The sequence below is a fragment of the Kutzneria sp. 744 genome, from assembly GCF_000568255.1.
Taxonomy (GTDB): domain Bacteria; phylum Actinomycetota; class Actinomycetes; order Mycobacteriales; family Pseudonocardiaceae; genus Kutzneria.
Map to the genome: position 1 here is coordinate 1,268,808 of NZ_KK037166.1, position 22,574 is coordinate 1,291,381.

Here is a 22,574-nt window from a genome sequence, read left to right on the forward strand (position 1 = left end):
GCGCCGCACCACCACGACCTATGACGTGGACGGCGATCCCACCCGCGTCGAGGTGTCCGACGTCGTCGGCGGCGACCCGAGCCGGGCCATGACCACCGACTACGACGAGCACGACCGCCCGATCCGGGTCACCGACGCCGTCGGCGACGAGACCGGTTACGGCTACGACCAGTTCGGCAACGTCACCTCCGAGACCGACCCGAACGGCAACCGCTACGACTACGCCTACACCGCGCGCAACAGCCTGGCCGAGGTGCGGCTGCGCAACTGGCACAGCGACCCGCCGGGCGCGCCGGCCACCCCGAACGACTACCTGGTGCTGCACGCCTACAGCTACGACTTCGCCGGCCGGCTGGCCAGCGACACCGACGCCATGGGCCGCCGCATCGAGTACCAGTACTACGGCGACGGTCTGAAGCACCAAGTCGTGCTGAAGGGATTCCACAACGCGGACGGGTCCACAAAGGACTACGTGCTGGAGGACGACTCCTACGACGCCGCCGGCAACCTGATCAAGCAGGTCACCGACAACGGCGCGACCGTCACCCAGCACACGCCGGACCTCAACGGCCGGCCGGTGTCCACCGTGGTCGATCCCGGCGGGTTGAACCGCACCACGACCTTCCGCTACGACGCCAACGGGAACGTCACCCACACCGAGGTGTCCGGCAAGGCGTCCAACGTGCCGTGGATCATGCCGGCCACGCCGTCGACCGTCGACTACACCTACGACGACGCCGGAGACGTGCTGACCGAGGCCGTCACCGACGGCGCCACGCCCCGCACCACGTCGTACACCTACGACCGGCGCGGCCTACAGACCTCGGTGACCGACCCGCGCGGCAACGTCAGCGGCGCGACCAAGGCCGCATTCACCACCACCATGGCCTACGACGAGCTGGGCCGGCAGACCGGCTCCAGCGGGCCGTCGCTGGCCGTGGAGTCCGGCGGCAGCCCGGCGGTGCAGCTGGCCCCGGCCCGCAAGACCGGTTACGACACGTACGACGACCAGGTCGAGCTGGCCGACGAGCTGGGCAACGTTTCCCGTGCGGCGTATGACAACGCCGGCCGGATGACCACCCAGACCGCGCCCGCCTACCAGGCCCCGGGCACCAGCCAGGTGATCACGCCGGCCACCAGGTACGCCTACGACGGCAACGGCAACGTCACCTCGATCACCGACCCGCGCGGCAACGTCACCAGCACCACGTACGACCAGCTCGACCGGGCCGCGACCGTCGACGCGCCCTCGGCGACCAACGACGTCCGGGCCGTCACCGCGTACACCTACTCCCGCACCGGCAAGGTCCTGTCCACGGTGGACGCCACCGGCGCGCGGACCGAGGCCACGTACGACGATCTGGACCGCCAGGTCTCCGGCACGGCGGTCGAGCGTCGGCCCGCCTCGGCGGCGTACACGACGTCGATGCGGTACGACGACCAGGGCAACCTCGTGCGCGTCGTCTCCCCGACCGGGGCGTCGACCCTCAACGGCTACGACACAGTCGGTGAACTGACCAGCACAACCGACCCGTCGGGCATTCCCGCCCAGTACGGCTACGACTACGCCGGCCGGCAGGTCCGCAGCACCGACGGCCTCGGCCGCACCACGCAGACCAGCTACGACCTGCTGGGCCAGACCGTCGCGGTGGCCAGCCTCAAGGCCGACGGCACCACGCTGCGCACCACCAAGTACGGCCACGACCTGGTCGGCAACGTCACCTCGGTGACGGATCCGTTGCAGGCCACCACGACCTACTCCTACGACGCCGCCAGCCAGCTGGTCAGCCAGGTCGAGCCGGTGGACGCCAAGACCACCATCACCAGCTCGTTCGGCTACGACGCGGCCGGCAACGCCACCCGGTTCACCGACGGCCGGGGCAATGCCACCATCACCACGTACAACAGCCTCGGCCTGCCGGAGTCGACCATCGACCCGGCGACCGCGGCCCAGCCCAACGCGGCCGACCGCACCTGGACCACCGGCTACGACGCCAACGGCAACGCTGTCCGGACCACCTCGCCCGGCAATGTGGTGCAGCAGCAGACCTTCGACGCCGCCAACCGCGTCACCGACGCGACCGGCAGCGGCGCCGAGGCCGCGACGACACCCCGCCACCTCGGCTACGACCTGGCCGGGCACGTGGTGGCCGCCGGCGGCGACACCTACGCGTACAACGACCGCGACGAACTCCTGAGCAGCAACGGACCCGGCGGCACGGCCAGCTTCGGCTACGACGGCGACGGCAACCAGACCGTTCGCACCGACGCCGCCGGCACCACCGCCTACGGCTACGTCAAAGCGCGGCTCGACTCCGTCACCGACGGCCTGACCGGCACCAAGGAGCAGCTGGGCTACGACGGCGCCGGGCAGGTCAAGACCGTCGGCTACGGCGCCGGCCGCACCCGCACCTACGGCTACGACGACTTCGGCCGGGTGTCCTCCGACGTGCTGGCCAACTCGGCGGCGCAGCCGGTCGCCAGCACCACATACCACTACGACGTGAACGACCAGCTCTCCGACAAGACCGAGCTCGGCGTCACCACCGGCTACACCTACGACCAGTCCGGGCGGTTGACCAGCGACACCACCAACGGCGTCACCACGTCCTACGGCTGGGACGCCGCCGGCAACCGGACCAAGGCCGGCAATGCCACCGCCACCTACGACGAGCGCAACCGCCTGCTGACCGCGGGCGGCACGAGTTACGCGTACACGGCGCGCGGCACCCTCGCCTCGAACGGTACCGCTCAGTACAGTTACGACGCCTTCGACCGGCTCACCGCCGCCCCCGGGCAGTCGTACAGCTACGACAGCCTGGACCCGTAACGGCTCCTCGTTCACGTATTCGGGACAGGGCAACGACCCGGTGTCCGACGGCGCCGAGACCTACGCCCGCGGCCCGGCCGGCGGCCTGCTCGCCGTCCGCGCCAACGGATCCGACCAGCTGACGCTGAGCGACCAGCACAACGACGTGGTCGGCTCGTTCGCCCCGTCCGACACCACCTTGAGCGCGCTGTCCGGCAGCACCGCCTACAGCCCGTTCGGCCAGGTCACCGGGCACACCGGCGACACCGGCAACCTCGGCTACCAGGGCGACTGGACCGATCCCGGCACGGGCCAGGTCGACATGGGCGCGCGCTGGTACGACCCGGCCAGCGGCGCCTTCACCAGCCGGGACAGCTGGTCGCTGAGCCCGCAGCCGTCCAACAACGCCAACCGCTACCTGTACGCCAACGCCGACCCGGTCAACGCGACCGACCCCACCGGCCACTTCGGCTGGGGCTCGGCCTGGAAGTGGGGCAAGAAGCTCGTCGGCCACGGCGGTCCCGAGGGCGACCTGGTCGACCTCGAACTTCACATGCTGTGGAACATCGTGAAGCCGACCCCGCTCGGCGACGACTCCTGCACCGGCCTGTACGGCATGGACTGCGACGTCTACTTCCACAGCCAGTACCACGAGTCCGTGCACGATCTGTTCTGCGACACCCACTCGTGGACCAGCCAGTGCGGCGGAGGCGGCAACTACCCTTACGCCCCTGGCGGTTCCGGTTCGCACCACGGGGGCGGTGGCGGCGGTGGCTACAACCCCGGCGGCGGTGGCGGCAGCCCCATCGACTGGGCCGAGCGCGCCGCCGAGGCCGCCCGTCGCGCGGCGTACGAAAGGGCTTTGCGCATAACGGAAGCCGCCCGTGACGCGGCCGAGAACGCCGCCAAGCACACGGCGATCGCGGTCGGCACCGCGGCCACCACTGCGGTGTTGAACCTGCCCACGCTGGTCTCGTCCACGCCGGCCGCCGCCGCGGCCGTCGTCGACACGCTCGAGAACGTCGTCGTCGACAACAAGGCCCAGGCGCAGAAGATCTACCAGGCCGCGGTCGACGCCACCGGCGCCGTGGTCGCCGTCGTCTCCCTTGCGTCCCAGACGAAAACCAAGACCGACACCCGGCGGGACGAGGACTGCCGCGAGCGGCTGCCCGAGCCGAACTACATGCCGCGGGACGCCTCCAACGGCAACCGGGCCACCGGCGTCGAGGCCTGCGTCACCATCGACGACCTCGGCACCGGATCCGGCACCACCCAGACCATCAGGCCTCCGGGCTACGACTGGGCCGGGCGCTACGGCGCGCACCTGGGCAGCCTGCCGCCCAAGTTGTGGATCAACAACTGTCACCTGCTGGCCTCCCAGCTCGGCGGCAGCGGCACGGACCTACGCAACCTGTCCACCTGCAGCCGGGCCACCAACGCCAATCCCCAGGCCGCGCAGGACCCCGGCTTCCAGCCGAACATGTACTGGTTCGAGACCCAGGTGAAGAACGCGGTGGCGAAGGACGAGGTCGTCGACTACACGGTGACGCCGCTGTACGACGGCCACCGCACCGTGCCGTACGCGTACGAGATGGACGCGGTCGGCACCGCGCCCAAGGGCGTCGAGCCGATCAACCTGCACCGGGAGATCCCCAACCAGATCTGGGGCGTGAACTCGCCGGGCTGGCACAGCCTCGGCCGTGGGTTCAAGGACGGCCATCCGGTTCCGACCGGGGCCATGAAGTAGCCGCTCGTTCAAGGAGAATGATGTGCACAGAAAGATGATCGCGGCACTCGCGGCCGCGGTGTTCGCACTGGCCGCCCTGACCACGGCTCCAGTGGCGAACGCCGATGCCGCCGGCCGTGGCGGCGACTTCGTGCCGCTGCCGTCCACCCCGGGCGTGCTGGACACCCGCAACGGCACCGGCGGCGTCAGCGCGCCGGTCGGCGCGGGGGCGACGGTCAGCTTCCCGGTGCTCGGGGTCGGCCAGGTGCCGGCCACCGGCGTCAGCGCGGTGCTGGTCCGCATCGGGCTGCTCGGCCCGACCGCGGCGACCTTCGCGGAGCTGTGGCCGGACGGCACGTCGCGGCCCAACGTCACGATGATCACCGCGATGACCAACGAGCAGATCTCCACCACCGCCGTGGTCAAGGTCGGCGCGAACGGCAAGCTGGACCTCTACAACAATGCCGGCAAGACCGACGCCGTGGTCGAGGTCGAGGGCTACTTCAAGGCGGAGCAGGGCGGCACCGGCGGCGGCTTCGTGCCGCTCACCCACACCCGGCTGATCGACACGCGCAGCGGGCTCGGCACCACGACCGGCACCATCGCCGCCGGCGCCAGCCGCACCGTCACGATCACCGGCAGCCTGGTCCCGGCCGGCTCCGCGGCCGCGCTGGTCAACCTGACCGTGCCCGGCGCGAGCGTCGAAGGCTGGCTCACGGCCACGCCGGCCGGCGGCACCGCGCGGCCCATCCTCAACTACGAGAAGGGTTCCACCCAGTCCGGGGTCGTGCTGTCGCTGCCGGCCAACGGCCAGGTCACGTTCACCAACAAGGGAACCGCCGCGATCAACCTCGTGGTCAACGTGGAGGGCTACTACTCGTCCAGCCCAACGCAGGGCGCCGGCTACCGGCCGGCCCTGACCCGGCTGCTGAACACCCGCACCGCCGGCACCGGGCAGCCGCTGGCCGCCGGCGCCACCATCGACGTGCAGGTGGCCGGCACCAACGGTCTGCCGACGCGCGGCGTGGCCGGCGCGGCGCTGGCCCTGATCGCCACGCCCGTCGACGCCGGCTATCTCAAGGCGTGGCCGGTGGGCCAGGCCGAGCCGTCCATCAGCGTGATGGACTTCAACGCCGGCGGCTGGCGGGCCAACGCGATGGTGCTCAAGCCGGGCACCGACGGCAAGATCCGCATCCGCAACGGCAGCAGCGACACCATCCACCTGATCGTCGACCTCCAGGGCTGGTACTCCGACCCGCAGGCGTCCGTGCCGGTCGCCCAGAACACCCGGATGACCGCCATGCAGGCCGCCCCGGTCGCCGGGGCCACCGTCGGCACCCTTGAGTACTCCTATGTGGACAATGCCGGGCGTGTCGTCGAGGGCCATCAGTCCGATGTGGACAACTTCGGTTCCGTGCAGTGGACCGTGACCTCCGGCAACGAGGCCTTCACCGGCCAGCCGTCGCTCACCCAGCTGCCCAGCGGCAAGATCCAGGTCGCCGCCCAGTACACCGACGGCGGTGACATCTGGGGCGACGCGCAGACCGCCGCCGGGGCGCAGACGTGGTCGCCGTGGGCCGATTTCGGCGGCTCCATGGCCTCTCCGCCCGTGACCGCCAAGCTCGGCGACGGCACCGTAGTCGACTTCGCCGTGGACGCCGACGGCAAGTTGTGGTCCTACGCCCAGAGCGGCACCGTGCCGTTCTGGAAGGACCTCGGCGACCAGGACCTCGTGTCCGGCCTCTCCGTCGTCCCCGTCCGTGACGGCCTTCGGGTCTTCGGCCTCAACGGCGCCGGTTCGCTGCGCTCCATCGAGTACTACAACGACGGCACCCAGTCGGCGTGGTCCAACCTCGGCGGCGACGGCCTCTCCGGCCAGCCCGCCGTCGTCGTCCGGCCCGGCTACCTGCTCCAGGTGTTCGTCCGGGCCGCCGACGGCACCGTCGTCACCAAGCTCGCCAACGCCGACGGCTCCTGGCCCGCCGACTTCTCCCCCGTCGGCTCCTTCGCCGCCGCCGGCTCCCCCGCCGCCATCCTCGACCCCGCCCTCGGCCGCCTGGCCGTCGTGGTTCGGGGCGCAGACAACGAGATCTACCACGTGTGGGAGACCTCCGTCGGCAGCAACACCTGGGGCGACTGGACCAAGACCATCGCCGCCACCGACCCGTCGGCCACCGACCCCAGCGTCGCGCCGTACGTCAACTCCAACGGCCAGTCCTGGATGATCACCTTCCGCAACACCAACGGCGCGGTCCGCTTCTACGACCGCCAGCTGCCCGGCGCCTGACCGCGCCCTCATCGGGCCGGCCCTCGCTCCCCGGGGGCCGGCCCTCTTTTTTTCGTTGGGAGATTCCCCATGCGGTACCGCCTCCTGGGCCATGTCACCGCCTCCGACGGGCCCCTCGGCGGTGCCAAGCCCCGCTCCGTCCTCGCCGCACTTCTGTTGCACGCCAACCAGGTTGTCCCGGACCGCCGGCTGTGGTCACTCGTCTGGGGCGACTCCCCGCCCGCCACCGTCCGCAGCCAGCTCCAGATCTGCGTCTCCGGCCTGCGCAAGCTGCTCGGCCCGGCCACCATTCTCCGCTCGGGCACCGGGTACCTGATCCGTGTCCTCCCCGGCGAACTGGACCTCGACGTCTTCACCGATCTGGTGGCGCACGGTCGTTTCCGCGATGCCCTCGACCTCTGGCAGGGTCCGGCCCTGTCCGGCTGCACCGACTCCCTTGTGGACAGTGTCCGCCTGGACGACCGCCGCCTGGCCGCGTTCGAGGCCTTCTTCGACACCGAGCTACAGCGGGCCCCTTCCGCCACCCTCATCGCCGAGCTCCGCCGCCTCGTCGCCGAGCACCCCCACCGGGAGCGCTTCGCCGAGCAGCTCATGCTCGCCCTGCACGCCGCCGGCCGGACCGCCGAAGCCCTGGCCGCCTACACCACCACCCGCCGGCGCTTGATCGCCGAACTCGGCATCGAGCCGGACACCCGTCTCCAGGACCTCCACCAGCACCTCATCACCGGCCGCACCCAGCGGCCCCAACCCGACACCGCCGCCGGCCGGCCAACCCCCGCACAACTTCCCCAACCCTCCCGAAGCCCCGCCCACCGGCCCACCCCTCCCCTCATCCCCACCCCCGCCCAACTTCCCCACTCCCCCGAAGGGTTCGCGGGCCGTGTCGACGAACTGCGTCGGCTCGATGCCGACCTCGCCGACTGGGCCGGGGATTCCGTGCGGATCCGGGTGCTCGCCGGGCCGCCGGGAGTGGGCAAGACTGCCCTGGCGGTCCGCTGGGCCCAGGAGGTCCGGGCCGAGTTTCCCGACGGCCAGCTCTATGTCGACCTTTCCCACGCCGATCCGGACACGGCGCTCAAGGGACTGTTGCACGCGCTGGGTGTCGACCGCGTCCCCGACCGCACCGAGGAACGGGCGGCGCTGTATCGGTCGGCGCTGGCGGAGCGGAAAGTGCTGGTGCTGCTGGACAACGCCGCCGACGCGGATCAGGTGCGGCCGCTGCTGCCGGGGAGGTCGGCACTGGTGCTGGTGACCAGTAGAAGGAGGTTGACCGGGCTGGCGGCCCGAGACGGCGCCAGGGTGATGCGGTTACATGCGGGCGTGTGGGGTGGCCGAGAGGGTGTCGAACGGCAGCCGGAGCGCGGTCACGTCGCCCAGATCGGTGTTGTTCTGCCGCACCGAGGTCAGCTCCGCCGTCGACAGGGCCTGGCGGAAGATCCGGAACTCGTCGAGGGAACCGTGTAGCCAACCGGTGCCGTCCGGCCGAGCGCCGAGCTGCAAACCGGTGGCGGTGAAGGCATCGCCGTACGTGATCGAACCAGCGACGTTGGTGGCGTCTGAGCCGGTGCCGTCGACGAGGAGCGAGAAGGTGCCGGCGGAGCGGCGCAGGGCGATGTGGTGCCAGGCGTTGTCACCAGTGGACGGGGCCGTCACGGAGAAGACGCCGGCGTCGGTCTGGACGTACGCAAGGAGCCGGCCCTGGCTGGGCTGCGCCCGAAGCCACAGGCCCCGTTGTGTGGCGCCGATGCCGCCGGCCCACAGCACGACCTGGTCGGCTGTGCCGGTGTACTTGAGCCAGGTGGTGATGGGTGAAGTCCTCGGCGCCGAGGTTCGTGGCGGCCGAGTACGGGATCTGCACGGTGTCGTCGACGCCGTCGAAGGTCAGGGCGCTGCCGGCCCTTGCCGGCCCCGAGCGTGGGCCCCGCCACGAACGTAGGCGCCGCCGCAATGGGCTGGAATAGTCCGGTGTGGACGGTCCGTCGGTCAGCCGGACGACGTCGTGCTTCTGGGTGTTCTGGCTCTCGAACGACCACCACAGGGCGGGCAGCTCAGCCGGGTACGCGCCGGCGGCCTCGGCGGCGGTGAGGGCACGCGGGTAGAACCGGGTCTCGTCGATCGCGCCGGTGAACACGTCGGTGCCGTCGGGCTTGGAGCCGGCGCGGAGACCGAGCAAGTCCGCCTTGGTCGCGGTGACCGACCCGGTCAACCCGGCCGCCGAGGCGGACTGGGCGCCAATGCTGAGCCGGACCTGGCCGCCGGTTCGGGTGACGGCCAACGCGTGCCAGGTGTTGTCGCCGAACGCGGTCGCGCCGGTGGTGTCGGGCAGGGCGACGCTGACGGAGCCGGTGTCGGTCTGAACCCACGCGTACAGTCGGTCCTGCGACGGCTGGGCCCGCACCCACACCGACTGCTCGACGGCTGTCGCCCCGTAGGCCCAGATCAGGGCCTGGTTGGCGCTGCTGGGGGTGGCGGAGTACTTGAACCAGGCGGTGATGGTGAAGTCGCCGCTGCCCACGTCGAGCCCGGGCACGAACGGGGTTTCCGCACCGGGATGCGCCGCGCTCACCTGCAACGCCGTCGTGCCGGCGGCCCGGCCGGCGATGAGGGATCCGAGGCCACCAAGCAGGGTTGCGTCCGCGCAGTGGGCCGACAGGTCATCCGACAGGGCAACAGAGGTGCGGGTCGGCGACGTCGCGTCGTCGATCATCTGGAAGGCCAGGTGAGCGGTTTCCGTTGCGCCACGGTGGAAGTGGAAGTCGCCAATGGTGCCGTGGAACGGATCGCTCGCCCCGGTGTCCTGCTTCGCGCCGAGGCGAATGCCCGAGGTGCCAGCGCTGACCGAACCCGTCACGCCGCTCGCAGCAGCCGAAACACCGTCCACGGTGAGCTTGATCTGGCCGCCGTTCCTGGCCAGCGTCAGGTGGTGCACGACGTTGTTGCCGAACGCGACCGCCGACGACGGGTCCTTGAGCGCCACCTGAGCGCCCGTGGCGCCCTGAACCCATGCGTACAGCTGGTCCTGCCCCGGCTGGGCTCGGAGCCAGACCTGCGGCTCGCCGGAGCCGACCCCGTAGGCCCACAGCAGGGCCTGGTCGGCACTCGTGGCGGTCGCGGTGTAGCGGAACGTCAGGTCATAGGCGAAGTCGCCGGCGCCGGGGTCGACCGTGCGGCTGTGCGGAATGTCCGCGTAGTCGCCGGCACCGTCCAGGACCAGGCCGTTGTCGACGGTCGCGTTGCCGCCCAGGTAGGCGTCGTTGGCCTCGGGCGACGAATCCGGGGTCGTCGGGCCGGCGGCCGGCGAGGGCTGCGTCGACGGGTCGCCGACGAAAGTGCCGGGCAGCCCGATCTCCGACGGTGTGAACCGGTTGAACCGGATCTCGTCGGCCGAGAACGAAGTGCCGCCTTCGTACAGCACGCCGATCTCGCCGTCGACCAGCTCGGCGAGGTCCGAGTAACCGGAGCGGTCGTTGGTGACCAGGCCGCGCGCGGGTGTCGCCCAGCTGGCGCCGTTGTTGGTGGAGTAGCGGATCTGGAGGTGGGTGCGGTCGGTCGGGTCGGACGGCCCGGAGAAGATCAGCGTGTCGCCGGGAGTGCCCTTGTACGTCTGGCGCAGCGCGAGAACGGAGCCCTGAACGTTCGGCGTGACCAGCGACGGCACCACGGAGAAGGTCGGGAAGGTCGTGCCGCCGTCCGCGCTCACCGCCGCCACGCGGTGATCACCCGTCGTGATCTCGTTGCGCCCGGCGGCATACAGCCGCCCGTCGGTCAGCTCCGCGACCTCGATCTCGCCCGGGCTGATCGCTCCGTCCATAAAGGAGTTCGGCGTCACGCTGGCCTGCCACGTGTCGCCGTGGTCATCGCTGTACAGCACCCCGGCGTTCACCACACCACCCTGGGGCTTCTGGTGCGCGCCAACGACAATCCGCCCGCTCCGCAGCTGGATCCCGTGGCCGGGGCCGGTCGCGAACCAGCCGTTGTTCGTCCCGTCGAAGGTCGACGGCAGCTGCGTCGCCGCGGACCACGTCAGCCCGTCGTCGTCGCTGTGCTGGACCCACGGCAACCGCTGGCCCGACGCGCTCGCCTCGTTCGACGTCGACACCAACAGCACCCGGCCGGTGGTCTCGTCCACCACCGGCGACGGGTTTCCCCGCGTGAACGCCGCGAACGGGTCATTCTCCTTGCCCGCCAGCACGACCCGGATCGGACCCCAGGTGCGGCCGTCGTCGGTGGAGCGCCGCAGCACGATGTCGATGTCGCCCCGGTCCGCGCAGGACGGCGACTTCCGGCCCTCCGCGAACGCCAGCAGGCTGCCCTGTGCGGTCCGGACCAGCGCCGGGATCCGGAAGCAGCCGTAGCCGGCCGTGCCCGCCTTGAACAGCACCTGCTCCGTGCCGGCCGCCGCCGACTGGGACACGCTCACGCCGCTCGCCGCCGCCTCCGGCGTGATCGCCAGCAGCAGCGCCAGCGCGATCACCAGACCTCGCACCATGCCGGCCATCCTCACCCGGCCCGGTTCGAAACCGCCTTGCGCCCGCTATGAATCCGGTTCACCAGCGGCTGGCCCAGTAGCAGACCGACCAGCACGAGCGCGATGCCCGCCACCTGCCGCCCGGTCAGGCCGTCCCCGGCGACCAGCGTGCCCAGCAGCACGCCGGTGACCGGGTTGAGCAGCCCGATCAACCCAACCGTGCCCGCCGGCAGGTGCTTCAGCCCGGCGAACCAAGCCGCGAAGGCGATCGCCGTCGCCACCACGGTGACGTACCCGAAGCCGAAGATCGTGTTCACGCCGAGCGCCGGCGGCGCGCCCTCGACCAGCACGGCCGCCGGGAGCAGCAGCACTCCGCCCCAGGTCAGCTGCCATGCGGTCGACGCCAGCACGTCCACCTCGCCCGCCCACCGCCGGGCCAGGATGTAGCCGACCGACGACAGCGTCATCGCCGCCACGGAGGCCATGACTCCCAACAGATCGACCCGGGCCGCCGACGTGAGCAGCATCAGGCAGGCCCCGCCGATCCCGATCACCGCGCCGACCAGCGCCACCGACGCCGGCCGCTCCGCGTTGATCAGCCAGGCCAGCAGCATCAGCACCACCGGCGACGTCGCCATGATCATCGACGCCAGGCTGGTCGGCAGGGCCTGCGCCGCCACGTAGATCAGCGTGAAGAACACGCTCGTGTTCAGCACGCCCAGCACCAGCGACTTCCACCACCACCGGCCCTTCGGCAGCTTTCGGCAGGCCGCGAGCAGGATCAGGCCCGCCGGCAGCGCCCGCAACACCGCCCCGTAGAGCGGATATCCGGCCGGCAGCTGCTCGTGCGTGACGAGGTAGTTCGTCCCCCAGGCCACCGGCGCGATCGCCGTCACCAGGCTCCACTTCACGGTAGCTTCCATGGAAGCTACTTTATACCTTCCCGGGAAGCTATTGTGGCGGTGTGAGCGAGCCCAGGGACCACGTAGCCCGCATCCAGGCCGAATGGCGCCGCGAACGGCCGGATCTCGACGTGTCACCCCAGGGCGTCATCGGCCGCCTGCATCGCGTCGGGGCCCTGCTCACCGATCAGCTCACGGCCCTCTACCAACGCTTCGGGCTGTCCGAGGGCGAGTTCGACGTGCTCGCGGCCCTGCGCCGCGCCGGCTCCCCGTTCGAACGGGCCCCCGGCGAGCTCGCGGCGTTCACCATGGTCACCACCGGCGCCATGACCAAGCGCCTCGACCGGCTCGAAGCCGCCGGCCTCGTCACCCGCCGTCCCAGCACCGCCGACGGCCGCGGGCGGGTCGTCGCCCTCACGCCTGCCGGCCGCGCCCTCATCGACGAGGCCTTCGCCGCGCACATGCGCAACGAACGCCGCCTGCTGGAGGACCTCTCCCCCGCCGAGGCGGCCAAGCTGGAGGAGCTCCTCACCGTGTGGCTGGCCCGCCTCGAACCGCCGCGCTGACTCCCAAGATCAAGGGACCGATCCTCGCGTTGAACGTCAGGAAGGGCCCCTTCCTGACATCCCCGCTAGCCGACCTGCTCCAGCGAGGCCACGCGGGCCACCACGAATACCGGCCGCCGGTGCACCCGAAAGCCCAGCGACTCGTACAGGCGGATCGCGCCCGTGTTGGTCTGGGTGGCGTGCAGGAACGGGATCTCGCCGCGGGCCTTGATGCCCGCGACGACGGCCAGGACCAGCCGTGCGGCCAGGCCTTGACCGCGATGATCGGGGTCGGTGCAGACCGCGCTGACCTCGGTGAAGCCCGGCGGGTGCAGGCGCTCGCCGGCCATCGCCACCAGCGCCCCGCCGCGGCGGATGCCCAGGTAGGTGCCCAGTTCGATGGTGCGCGGCAGGAACGGTCCCGGCTTCGTGCGCTCCACGAGATCGAGCATGTCCGGCACATCGGCCGGCCCGAGCGCGATCGCCTCTGGGTCCTCGACCCCCTCGACGCCGTCGTCGACGAGCTGCACGGCCGGAAACTCCTCGACGATCTCCCAGCCCTCCGGCGGCGTCACCTCGCCGGCCGTGACCGTCACTTCGGCCCCGGGCCCGGCGAAGGCCGCCAGGTCTCGCCACGCGGCCTCGTCCGGCCGGTCCGGCAGCGCCAGGAACGGCGCCACATCGGTCTGGTAGCGCAGCACCTGCCCGTGCCGCTCCGCGAACCGCGCGTGCGGCCCGCTCAGCGAGCTCCAGACCGGGTTGTCGAGCGCCGAGAACGAGACGGTCATGCCCCGATCATCGCCGAGACGGCCTCGATCCCGCCGGGGCGTCCACTAAGTGGACTCCAATCCAGCCAACAGTGTCCGGAGTCGTTCACGCATGACCGCACGCAGTTCGGCCGGCTCCAACACGGTCAGCGGCGTGGCCAGGGCCAACAACCTGGTGGCGAGGATCGTCGACGGTGACGATGGCGGGCGTGGTGGTCCTCCAGGTCAGCCAGGCCACAGGTCGGTCGACAGGTACTTCAGCCCCGAATCCGGGACGACAACGGCGATCGTCGCCCCGGGCAGGTCGGTCCGCAACAGCTGGAGCGCGGCGGCGACGTTGGCCCCGGCGGAGAAGCCGGCGAAGATGCCCTCGCGCGTGGCCAGGAGACGCGAGGTCGCGCGGGCATCGTCGCCGCTGACCTGGAGATGGCCGTCCAGGCGCAGACCTCGGAGGTGCGTGAGGTCGGCACGGGCGAAGCCGCCGCCCTGGATCGGGTGGTTGGGCTCCGACACCGGCCGGCCGGCCAGCGCGGCGGCGCCGGCGGGTTCGACGGCGTAGCAACGGATCGACGGATCGCGCTCCCGGAGGAACCGCGTCACGCCGGCCAGACACCCACCCGTGCCGACGAAATCGACGAACGCGTCCAGGGAACCGCCGGTCTGGAACCAGATTTCCGATCCCGTGCCGGCGTAGTGGGCCTCCACGTTGCTGTGGTTCTCGAACTGGTGCGACCGGAACGCACCTCGCTCCTCGGTGATCCGCTGCGCCTCCAACTCGACCAGCTCAAGATCAGCCCCGGACACGCGGCCGGGAACGGAATCGGGGAGCTGATCGACGAGGACGACCTCGGCCCCCAACGCAGCGATCATCCGTGCCCGCTCCGCGGAACTACCCCGCGACAGCACGGCGACAAAGGGATGACCTGTGACGGCGCAGGCGATCGCCAGACCCGCCCCAGTGTTGCCACTGGTGAGCTCGACGACCGGCTGACCGGGCCGCAGCACGCCGGAACGTTCGGCGTCCTCGATGATGCGCCGGGCGACACGGTCCTTTTTGGACGCCCCGGGAGTGAAGTACTCCAGCTTGGCCAGGATCGTGCCGTCCACGTCGGCGGTGAGCCGGTCGAGGCGGACCATGGGGGTGTTGCCGACGGTGTCGAGGACCGAAGCCGCTACCGTCGACGGCGCGATAGCGCTACTCTGTTTTCTCATGTCCGAGAGTAGCAGTTCGGCCCAGCTGGCCGAAACCCTGCGAAATGAGCTCGACCGCTACCCACAAGGTGGAAAGCTGCCGTCGAGCCGGGCACTGGTCGAACGCTTCGGGGTCAGCCCGGTGACGGTCTCCCGGGCGCTGGCCGAGCTGGTCACCGAGGGCCTGGTGGTCACCCGTCCCGGCGCGGGCGCCTTCCGTGCGACAACCGACCGGCCAACCACCACAGTGGACACCTCCTGGCAGGAGATCGCCCTCAACGGCGAACCCGCGCCGCACATCGCCGACGCCACCGGCATCACCGCCAACCTCGCCGTGCCGCCGCCGGGCGTGATCGCCTTCAACGGCGGCTACCTGCACCCTTCGCTGCAACCTGAGCAGGCTCTCGGGGCCGCCGTCGCCCGCGCCGCGCGCCGCCCCGGGGCCTGGCAGCGGCCGCCGTTGGAGGGCCTGACGCCGCTGCGGGCCTGGTTCGCCCGCGAGGTCGGCCTCACTCCGGCCCAGGTCCTGATCACCGCCGGCGGCCAGGCCGCGCTGGCCACCGCCCTGCACGCCCTCACCCCGCCGGGCTCGCCCGTGCTGGTCGAGTCGCCGACTATCCCGGCGCGCTCTCCATCGCCCGGGCCGCCGGACTACGCCCCGTCCCCGTGCCGATGGACCAGGACGGCGTGCGCCTCGACCTGCTCGAAGACGCTTCGCCGCCACCGGTGCAGCGTCTTTTATTGCCAGCCGCTGTTCAACAACCTCACCGGCGCCGTCCTGGCCGCCGACCGTCGTGGCCGGCTGGTGGAGATCGCCCACGCCGCCGGCGCTTTCGTCGTCGAGGACGACTACGCGCGCCGGCTCGGGCACGGCCTCCCGCTCCCGCCGCCGCTGGTCGCCGACGATCCGTACGGCACGGTCGTGCACATCAGCTCGCTGACCAAGCCCACCTCGCCTTTAATCGGGGGAAAAAACCGCTCCCGCCCGCCGCTGGTCGCCGACGATCCGTACGGCACGGTCGTGCACATCAGCTCGCTGACCAAGCCCACCTCGCCCAACCTTCGCGTCGGCGCCCTGATCGCCCGCGGCCCGGTGTTGGAACGACTGCGCGCCATCCAGGTCGTCGACACCTTCTTCGTGCCGCGGCCGCTCCAGGAGGCCACCCTCGACCTCGTCGGCATGCCCTCGTGGCAACGCCACCTCCGCGGCCTCGCCCCCAGCCTCCGTGACCGCCGCGACGCCATGCTCACCGCCCTGCACCGCCATGCACTCACCGTCCGCTCCCCGCTCGGCGGCTACTACCTGTGGCTTCGCCTCTCCGACGGCACCGACGAAGCCGCCGTCGTCGCCTCCTGCCTCCGCGCCGGCGTCGCCGTCTCCCCTGGCCGCCCGTACTTCGCCGCCGAGGCCCCCGAACCGCACCTCCGCCTCAGCTTCGCCGACACCGCCGGCCTGGACGAGATCAACGAGGGCATCAGCCGTCTGGCGCTCGGCGTCGGCCAGACCGGCGTGAGCTAAGGGCGGTGCGCGCTGACCAGGATGTAGCCGTACTCGGGCAGGTCGGCCACGGGATGCAGCAGCACGTCGATCAACTGGCGGGCCGCTTCTCCGTGCCGCTCGACGAGTTCCGTCCGGCGAGCGCGGACGCCGGCGGCCAGGTGGCGCATCGTCGGGCGGGTGTGCTCGCTGACGTCGATCACCTGGTCCAGCACGAGACCGGCCTCGCCGATGAGCGCACGGTAGTCGTCCACGGTCGGCAGCGCGCTGAGGGCGAACTTCGTCAGGGCGTCGTCGAAGGCCTCGCGGTGGTCGGGGCTGAGCGGCGCGCGCTGGAGCAGGTCGGCGATCACGAGGCGTCCGCCCGGACGCAGCACGCGGCGGATCTCGCGCAGCGCCCGATCCCGGTCCATGTGCAGCAGCGACTCGAATGCCCAGACGGCGTCGAAGTTGCCGTCACGGTAGGGTAATTCGAGCGCGTCGGCCTCTTCGAAGCGGATCCGGGCGCTCACACTGGCGGCGTCGGCGCGGCGGTTGGCCTCCAGCACCTGGCCGAGGTTGATCGACACGCCGGTGATGTCGGCGTCGACCTGGGACGCCAGCCGGAGGGCCGGCTCGCCGATGCCGCAGCCGACGTCGAGCATCCGTTCCCCGGGTCGCAGGGCGAGCAGGTCGATCAGCACGTCGGTCATCCGCCGCACGGCCACGGCCACCGGCTCGTCGTCGGAAAGCCAGTAGCCGTAATGGAAGTTGACGTCCCAGGAACTCAGGAGCACGTGCGTGTACACGTCGTAGAAGTCGGACACCTGCTTCGGCGAGGTCATGACAGCACCACCGGCAGCCGGTCGACACCACGGGTCAGAAGTGTGAACTGCCAAGGGATCTCGTCCGGCGGCACGGCCAGCCTCATCGACGGGAAGCGGCTGATCAAAGCGCCCAACATCTCCTCGCACTCGACCCGGGCCAGCGCGGCGCCGAGGCAGTAGTGCGCCCCATGCCCGAAGCCGAGGTGGCTGCCGGCGACCCGGCTCAGGTCGAGCCGGTCGGCGTCGGCGAACTGCCGCTCGTCCCGGTTGGCCGACAGCAGCGACAGCATCACGACCTCCCCGGCCGGCACGGTCGTCACGCCGAAGTCCACGTCTTCCCTGGTGTAGCGGAAGGTTCCCATGTGCACCGGCCCGTCGAACCGGATCAGCTCCTCGACGGCGTTGGGCAGCAACGAGGGATTCTCCCGCAGCGACGCCAGCTGCCCGGGGTGGTCGAACAGGGCCAGCAGGGCCGTGCCGATGAGGTTGGCGGTGGTCTCGAAGCCGCCGATGACCATCACCGCCAGCAGGGAGACCAGGTCCAGCTCGGACAGATCCTCGTCGAGAAGATCGCTGACCAGATCGTCCCCGCGCGACACCCGCCGATCGGCGATCACCCCGGTCAGGTAGTCGTGCAGGGCGTGCCCGGCGGCGCCGTACTCCGCGACCGACCGGGTCGACATCGACACCAGCGTCTCGGTCCAGCCGCGCAGCCGGTCCGCGTCGGCCACCGGCAGCCGGAGCAGCTCGCACATCAACAGAATCGGTAGCGGCCGTGCGATTTCCGTGACGAGATCGATTCGGTCACGGCCGGCGACCGCGGTCAGCAGCGAGTCGACGATCTCCGCGACGCGGGGCCGAAGGTGACGTACCCGTCGAGCGGTGAAGGCCGCGGTGGCGATCTTGCGCAGCCGGGCGTGCTCGGGGGCGTCCATGCTGAGCAGGTTGACGGCGATGGACGGCGGCAGCGCCAACAGGGCCTTGCCCTCGTCGCCGCCGTCGCCGAGGATGTCCCTGGCCGTCACGACGTCCTTGCTCAGCCGGGGGTCGGCCAGCCCCGCCCGGACGTCGGTGTACCGGGTCACCAGCCACACCCGCATGCCGTTGGGGGTGACGGTGGCGCACACCGGGGCGGTCTCCCGCAGCCGAGCATAGGTCGGGTGCGGGTCGCGCACGAAGGCTGGATCGAACACTTCTCCTTCCTAACCAACCGCCCGGACGCCCGCCAGTGGCCGAAGGGGCCGGCAGCGAACCGGGACTCTGGACGGAAGTCCCCTCGACCGACTGCCTGCCGGATGGTAACGCGGAGATCGTGGCCGACGACTTCACGCGCAACTCTCATCCACAGTGGAGGTCGCGTGACATCCGTTGCCGTCATCGGGGCCGGGCCGTACGGGCTGTCGATCGCCGCGTATCTGCACGACTACGGTGTGAACACACGTGTTTTCGGTATCCCGCTGGACACGTGGCGTAGTCACATGCCCGCCGGGATGCTGCTCAAGTCCGACGGGTTCGCCTCCAACGTCTACGACCCCAAATCGGCCGGCACCCTGGCCGAGTACTGTCGGGAACGCGGGATCCCGTACCACGAAACGGACATCCCGGTCCCGCTCGACGTCTTCAGCGACTATGCGACGGACTTCCAGCGCCGGTTCGTGCCCGGCCTGGAGGAAGTTCTGGTCACGAGCCTGACACGGAACGGGAACGGCTTCCTGCTGAAGTTGACGGACGGTCAAGAGGTGCTCGCCGACCGTGTCGTGTGCGCGGTCGGGATCAGCCATTTCGCCGCCCTGCCAACGGAACTGGCCGGACTGCCGCCGGAGCTGGCCAGCCACGCCTACGACCACCACGAGCTGACCAAGTTCGCCGGCCGGCACGTGACGGTGATCGGCGCGGGCGCGTCGGCCGTGGACACCGCCGTGCTGCTCGGCGACAACGGCGCCACGGTGTCCCTCGTGGCCCGCAGCAACGTGGTGAAGTTCGGCGGAAAGCCCGAGCCCCGGGGGCTGTGGGAGAAGCTGCGCAGCCCCTCCTCCGGCGTCGGACCGGGCCTGCGGAACTGGCTGTGCGAGGCCACGCCGTCGCTGTTCCGTTTCCTGCCAGGTAATCTGCGGTTGCGGCTGATCCGCAGCCACCTCGGTCCGAAGTCGCCGTGGCACATGAAGGCCCGCTTCGACGCCGGCGTCAGCACGCACCTGGGCCGGGAAATCGTGTCGGCGCGGGAAGTTGACGGCCGGGTAGAGCTGAACCTCGGCGGCGAGACGCTGACGACCGATCACGTGCTGGCAGCGACCGGTTACTATCCCGACCTGGCCCGGCTGGAGTTCCTCTCCGACGACCTGCGGCGGTCGGTCCGCAGCCACGCCCGGATGCCGTTGGTGTCGCGGTCGTTCGAGAGTTCCGTGCCCGGGCTGTACTTCGTCGGTCCCGCGGCGGTGAACACCTTCGGCCCGCTGATGCGGTTCATGGTGGGCGCGGAGTACGTGGCGCCGCGGATCTCCCACCACCTGGCCCAGGGTGCGCCGGCCATCCGCTCGCGACGGAGGCGGTGGCTGGTCCGTTGATCGTCCACAAGGCGGGTGGGGTGCGGATCGACCTCGAACGCGAGGGCACGGCCGGCACCTTGGTGCTGGTGCCGGGCCTTGAGGGCGATCCCGCGGAGCTGGCCGGCGTGATCGCCGGCTACACCGGTCCGGAGTCCGTCTACTGTGCCGCGCCGATGCTCGTCGACGACAACGGCGAGGCCATCGAGACGGTCGAGCGGATGGCGGAGCTGATGGTGGCCGCCCTGGACGAGGTGCTGGGCGGGCCTTATCACCTGGGCGGCTATTCGTTCGGCGGGTTGATCGCGTGGGAGATGGCCCAGCGGCTCAAGGCTTCCGGGCGTCCCGCGGGACACGTGTTCCTGATCGAGGCGATCTTCGACGAGCGGTTCTGGAACCGTCGACTGTGGCTGGTCGCCATGCGGCGGCGGGGTCTCAACCAGCTGGCGCGGATCCGCCGGTTGCCGCCGCGTCAAGCCGCCGCCGAGTTCGGGCTGCGCGGGCAACGACTGCTGCGACGGTTGGCTCGGCGATCGGCCTGCGGCGAGGCGACGTCGGTGTCGTCCGGTGAGACGGATGCGGGGCAGCGAGCGTATCGGGCGATGCCGCGCTACCGACCGTCGTTCTACGACGGCGCGGTGACGGTGCTGGCGGCCACCGACAACCGGCATTTCGGCTGCGACACGGCCGAATGCTGGCAGGGGCTCGCCCGTGAGACGTACGTGCGGCGGGTCGTCGGCGATCACCTCACGATCGTCAGCGCCGCCGACGCGGCGGCCTCGGTGGCCGACGGAATCGCACGAGACCTCAACAAGGGCCCTGGTGTTCGGCCCGAGCCGGGGTTCGAGCGGGTGCTGATCGTGTCGACCATGCGGTGGTTCTCGGCGGCCCGGCTGGCCGACGCGATGATCGAGTCCGGGTTCACGGTGTCGGTCTGCCGGCCGTCCGGTCATCCGCTGGAGGTGGTGGACGGGTTGGCCGGCTCGTACCCGCTGCACAAGTCCCGTCCGCTGCGGTCGATCGCCCGGGCCATGGCGGCGGCACAGCCGGATCTTGTCGTGTGTGACGACGAGCGGTCGCTGGTTCTGTTGCGGCGCCTGCATTCCCGGCGACCGCACGACGAGCTGCTGGCCCGCTCCCTCGGCGAGTGGACGCGGATGGTGTCCCGGTCCGGTGTCGCCGAGATCGCCGACGACGCCGGTGTTGACGCGCCGGCAACCATCGTGATCACCGATCCTTCGGTCCTGCGGTCGTTTCCGGCGGTGCTCAAGACCGACGGCAGCTCCGGCGGGCGAGGTGTCGCGGTTGTGGAGCAGACGTCGCTGGCACAGGCGTGGCGAAGCATCTCGCGGCCGCCGGCGCCGCACGTGGCCGTGAAGCGTGCGCTGGTGAACCGGGAACTGCACTCCCTCACCGCCACCGTGTTGCGGCGGCGGCCGACCGTGAACGCACAGGAGTTCCGCGCCGGCAAGGACGCCATCGCCACGGTGGCTTGCCGTGACGGCGAGGTGTTGGCGTTGGTGTGCTTGGAGGTCGTGCTCGCGGAGGAGATCCGGGGGCCGTCGGCCGTGGTCCGGGTGATCGATCATTCCGGCATGGCCGAGGCCGCCCGGCGGATCGTGCATCGCCTGGGGCTCAGCGGCTTCTGCGGTCTCGACTTCGTGCTCGGCGAGGACGGCGTCGCGTGGTTCATCGAGCTCAACGCCCGGGTGACGCCGACCTGCCATCTGTTGTTCGACGCCCCGCGCCCGCTGGGGCAGGTCATCGCCCTGTTCCCGTTCGAGCACGGCGCCTCCGCGTACGCCGACTGCGTCGACGTGCCGGTGCGGGCGCCGCTGCTGGCCGAGCGTGGGCGGCAACTCCTGGTCCGGCAACAACATCCGGTGTTCCGACGGATCCGGGAATGGACCAGCCGGGCTAGGCCGGAGCTGCCCTAAGCACCTGGCCAAAAGTCTTGTCCGTAACCTTCGGGTAGCCAGGGGCTGGTCCAGGGGGCGGCGGTGATCAGGTTCTGCTCGGTGGTCCGGTGGCGGAAGTAGGCGTGTGCTTGGCGGACGCGGCCGGCCATCGTGGTTGGCGCGGTGTTGGCGATGTGGTGTTTGAGGCCGGCCCAGACGCGTTCGACGGGGTTGTCCTGCGGGCTGTATTTGGCGCCCTCGATCAGGGTCAGGCGTGGGTGCTTGGCCAGCCAGCGGCGGGTGATTGCGCTGTGGTGGGTGCTGCCGTTGTCGCAGATGACCGCGACGACGGGTGCGTGGGGGTAGGCGTTGAGTAGCTGGTGCAGGAAGTAGCAGAACACGACGGAGACGTTCTTGACGGAGACGTGGTGGTGCCAGGCGCCGGTGGCGAGGTTGACCGCGCCGTGGAGGGTGCGGCGGATGTTGCTGCCGGGGGTCAGGATGTGGTGGCGCAGGCCGGTGGGCATCCAGCACGATCGGACGCGTGGTAGCAGGTCGAGGTGGGTTTCGTCTTCGGCCAGGACGATGGATCCGGTGGGGAGTGCGGCGACGCGGGCGGCGATGGCGGCGCAGGTGGTGTCGTGGTCGGGGTCGCCTTTGGCGATCAGGCGGGGGCGTCGCCAGCTGGCGTGTTCACGGAGGCGTCGGTAGAAGGTGCGCAGGCTCATCTCGGGGCGTCGGGCGGCGTGCCAGAGTCGTGCGGTGGTCCAGGCTTTCGGGGTTTGTAGCAGGGTGTGGATGCGTTGCCCGAGGGTGGGGCTGCCGAGGCGGGGGCGTCCGCTGCGGGCTCGGTCGGGTAGTCCGCTGATGCCTTCGTTGGTGTGTCGTGTGATCCAGCGGCGCACTGTGACTGGCTCGTAGTGCAGGAGTTGCGCGATCTCGGGCGTGCTCATTCCGGACGCGGACAGCATGACGATGACGATGCGGGTGGCGACTCGGCAGGGTCCGTGCAGCGCGGCGACCAGTTCGAGGTGTTGGGCGGGGGTTATGTCGGCGTAGACATGCGCGGGGCGCATACTGGTGGTGGCCTCGTCGGGTCGGTTGTGTGTGGTAACTCAATCCAACCCGACGGGG

The 22,574-nt window shown here is 70.8% G+C and carries 14 protein-coding genes and 2 pseudogenes; 8 read left to right on the forward strand and 8 right to left on the reverse strand.

Annotated features, from left to right (window positions below; translation table 11 throughout):
• From KUTG_RS65655 to KUTG_RS56000, 4 genes and pseudogenes are all read left to right on the forward strand, one after another.
• Positions 1-2,830 (forward strand): annotated as a pseudogene (locus tag KUTG_RS65655) (hypothetical protein); the annotation flags it as partial.
• Between the two features lie 40 nt (positions 2,831-2,870).
• Positions 2,871-4,556 (forward strand): RHS repeat-associated core domain-containing protein, encoded by a 1,686-nt coding sequence (locus tag KUTG_RS52965; protein ID WP_052394042.1) that lies wholly within the window; start codon positions 2,871-2,873, stop codon positions 4,554-4,556.
• A gap of 22 nt (positions 4,557-4,578) precedes the next feature.
• Complete coding sequence (locus KUTG_RS05525) at positions 4,579-6,822, forward strand: PLL family lectin (protein ID WP_157494347.1); 2,244 nt, start codon at positions 4,579-4,581, stop codon at positions 6,820-6,822.
• 69 nt (positions 6,823-6,891) lie between these two features.
• Positions 6,892-8,286 carry an AfsR/SARP family transcriptional regulator gene (locus KUTG_RS56000; RefSeq protein ID WP_084578931.1) on the forward strand — a complete coding sequence of 465 codons (1,395 nt, stop codon included), beginning with the start codon at positions 6,892-6,894 and terminating at the stop codon, positions 8,284-8,286.
• Here KUTG_RS56000 and KUTG_RS65975 read toward each other — a convergent pair.
• The 3 genes and pseudogenes from KUTG_RS65975 to KUTG_RS05540 all read right to left on the reverse strand — a co-directional run.
• Positions 8,287-8,568, reverse strand: a pseudogene (locus tag KUTG_RS65975) (LamG-like jellyroll fold domain-containing protein); the annotation flags it as partial. It lies immediately after the preceding gene.
• A complete protein-coding gene (locus KUTG_RS52970) occupies positions 8,453-11,311 on the reverse strand; it encodes a LamG-like jellyroll fold domain-containing protein (RefSeq protein ID WP_198047031.1) in 2,859 nt (952 codons plus the stop codon). The pseudogene KUTG_RS65975 and the gene KUTG_RS52970, both read right to left, overlap by 116 nt.
• 11 nt (positions 11,312-11,322) lie before the next feature.
• Entirely contained in the window at positions 11,323-12,213 is an 891-nt protein-coding gene (locus KUTG_RS05540) for a DMT family transporter (protein WP_084578933.1), read from the reverse strand.
• A gap of 41 nt (positions 12,214-12,254) precedes the next feature.
• Between KUTG_RS05540 and KUTG_RS05545 the strand changes: the two genes are divergently transcribed.
• On the forward strand, positions 12,255-12,758 hold the full coding sequence (locus tag KUTG_RS05545; protein ID WP_043715389.1) for a MarR family winged helix-turn-helix transcriptional regulator: 504 nt from the start codon (positions 12,255-12,257) through the stop codon (positions 12,756-12,758).
• A 65-nt stretch (positions 12,759-12,823) separates the two neighbouring features.
• Here the strand turns inward: KUTG_RS05545 and KUTG_RS05550 are convergent, their stop codons facing one another.
• A complete protein-coding gene (locus KUTG_RS05550) occupies positions 12,824-13,525 on the reverse strand; it encodes a GNAT family N-acetyltransferase (protein ID WP_043715391.1) in 702 nt (233 codons plus the stop codon).
• Between the two features lie 204 nt (positions 13,526-13,729).
• Positions 13,730-14,716, reverse strand: a complete 987-nt coding sequence (locus KUTG_RS05555) for a PLP-dependent cysteine synthase family protein (RefSeq protein WP_043715393.1) — start codon at positions 14,714-14,716, stop codon at positions 13,730-13,732.
• Between KUTG_RS05555 and KUTG_RS05560 the strand changes: the two genes are divergently transcribed.
• Positions 14,715-16,214: an aminotransferase-like domain-containing protein gene (locus KUTG_RS05560; protein ID WP_232240678.1), complete on the forward strand. Its 1,500-nt coding sequence runs from the start codon at positions 14,715-14,717 to the stop codon at positions 16,212-16,214. The two genes, KUTG_RS05555 and KUTG_RS05560, sit on opposite strands and share 2 nt — an antisense overlap.
• On the opposite strand, the gene KUTG_RS05565 is transcribed toward KUTG_RS05560, so the two are convergent.
• Positions 16,211-17,017 carry an SAM-dependent methyltransferase gene (locus KUTG_RS05565; protein WP_043715395.1) on the reverse strand — a complete coding sequence of 269 codons (807 nt, stop codon included), beginning with the start codon at positions 17,015-17,017 and terminating at the stop codon, positions 16,211-16,213. The genes KUTG_RS05560 and KUTG_RS05565 overlap by 4 nt on opposite strands.
• A complete protein-coding gene (locus KUTG_RS05570; protein ID WP_043715397.1) occupies positions 17,014-18,192 on the reverse strand; it encodes a cytochrome P450 family protein in 1,179 nt (392 codons plus the stop codon). Before KUTG_RS05570 ends, KUTG_RS05565 begins: the two co-directional genes overlap by 4 nt.
• Positions 18,193-18,357: 165 nt before the next feature.
• Here KUTG_RS05570 and KUTG_RS05575 point away from each other — a divergent pair, with 165 nt between their 5' ends.
• Together KUTG_RS05575 and KUTG_RS05580 are read left to right on the forward strand one after the other, a co-directional pair.
• Positions 18,358-19,563, forward strand: coding sequence for an NAD(P)-binding domain-containing protein (locus KUTG_RS05575; RefSeq protein WP_043715399.1), 1,206 nt, complete (start codon positions 18,358-18,360; stop codon positions 19,561-19,563).
• On the forward strand, positions 19,548-21,479 hold the full coding sequence (locus KUTG_RS05580; protein ID WP_157494348.1) for a thioesterase domain-containing protein: 1,932 nt from the start codon (positions 19,548-19,550) through the stop codon (positions 21,477-21,479). The genes KUTG_RS05575 and KUTG_RS05580 overlap by 16 nt, the downstream gene beginning before the upstream one ends.
• On the opposite strand, the gene KUTG_RS05585 is transcribed toward KUTG_RS05580, so the two are convergent.
• Positions 21,476-22,516 carry an IS630 family transposase gene (locus tag KUTG_RS05585; protein ID WP_043715403.1) on the reverse strand — a complete coding sequence of 347 codons (1,041 nt, stop codon included), beginning with the start codon at positions 22,514-22,516 and terminating at the stop codon, positions 21,476-21,478. The genes KUTG_RS05580 and KUTG_RS05585 overlap by 4 nt on opposite strands.
• Positions 22,517-22,574: the final 58 nt, after the last annotated feature.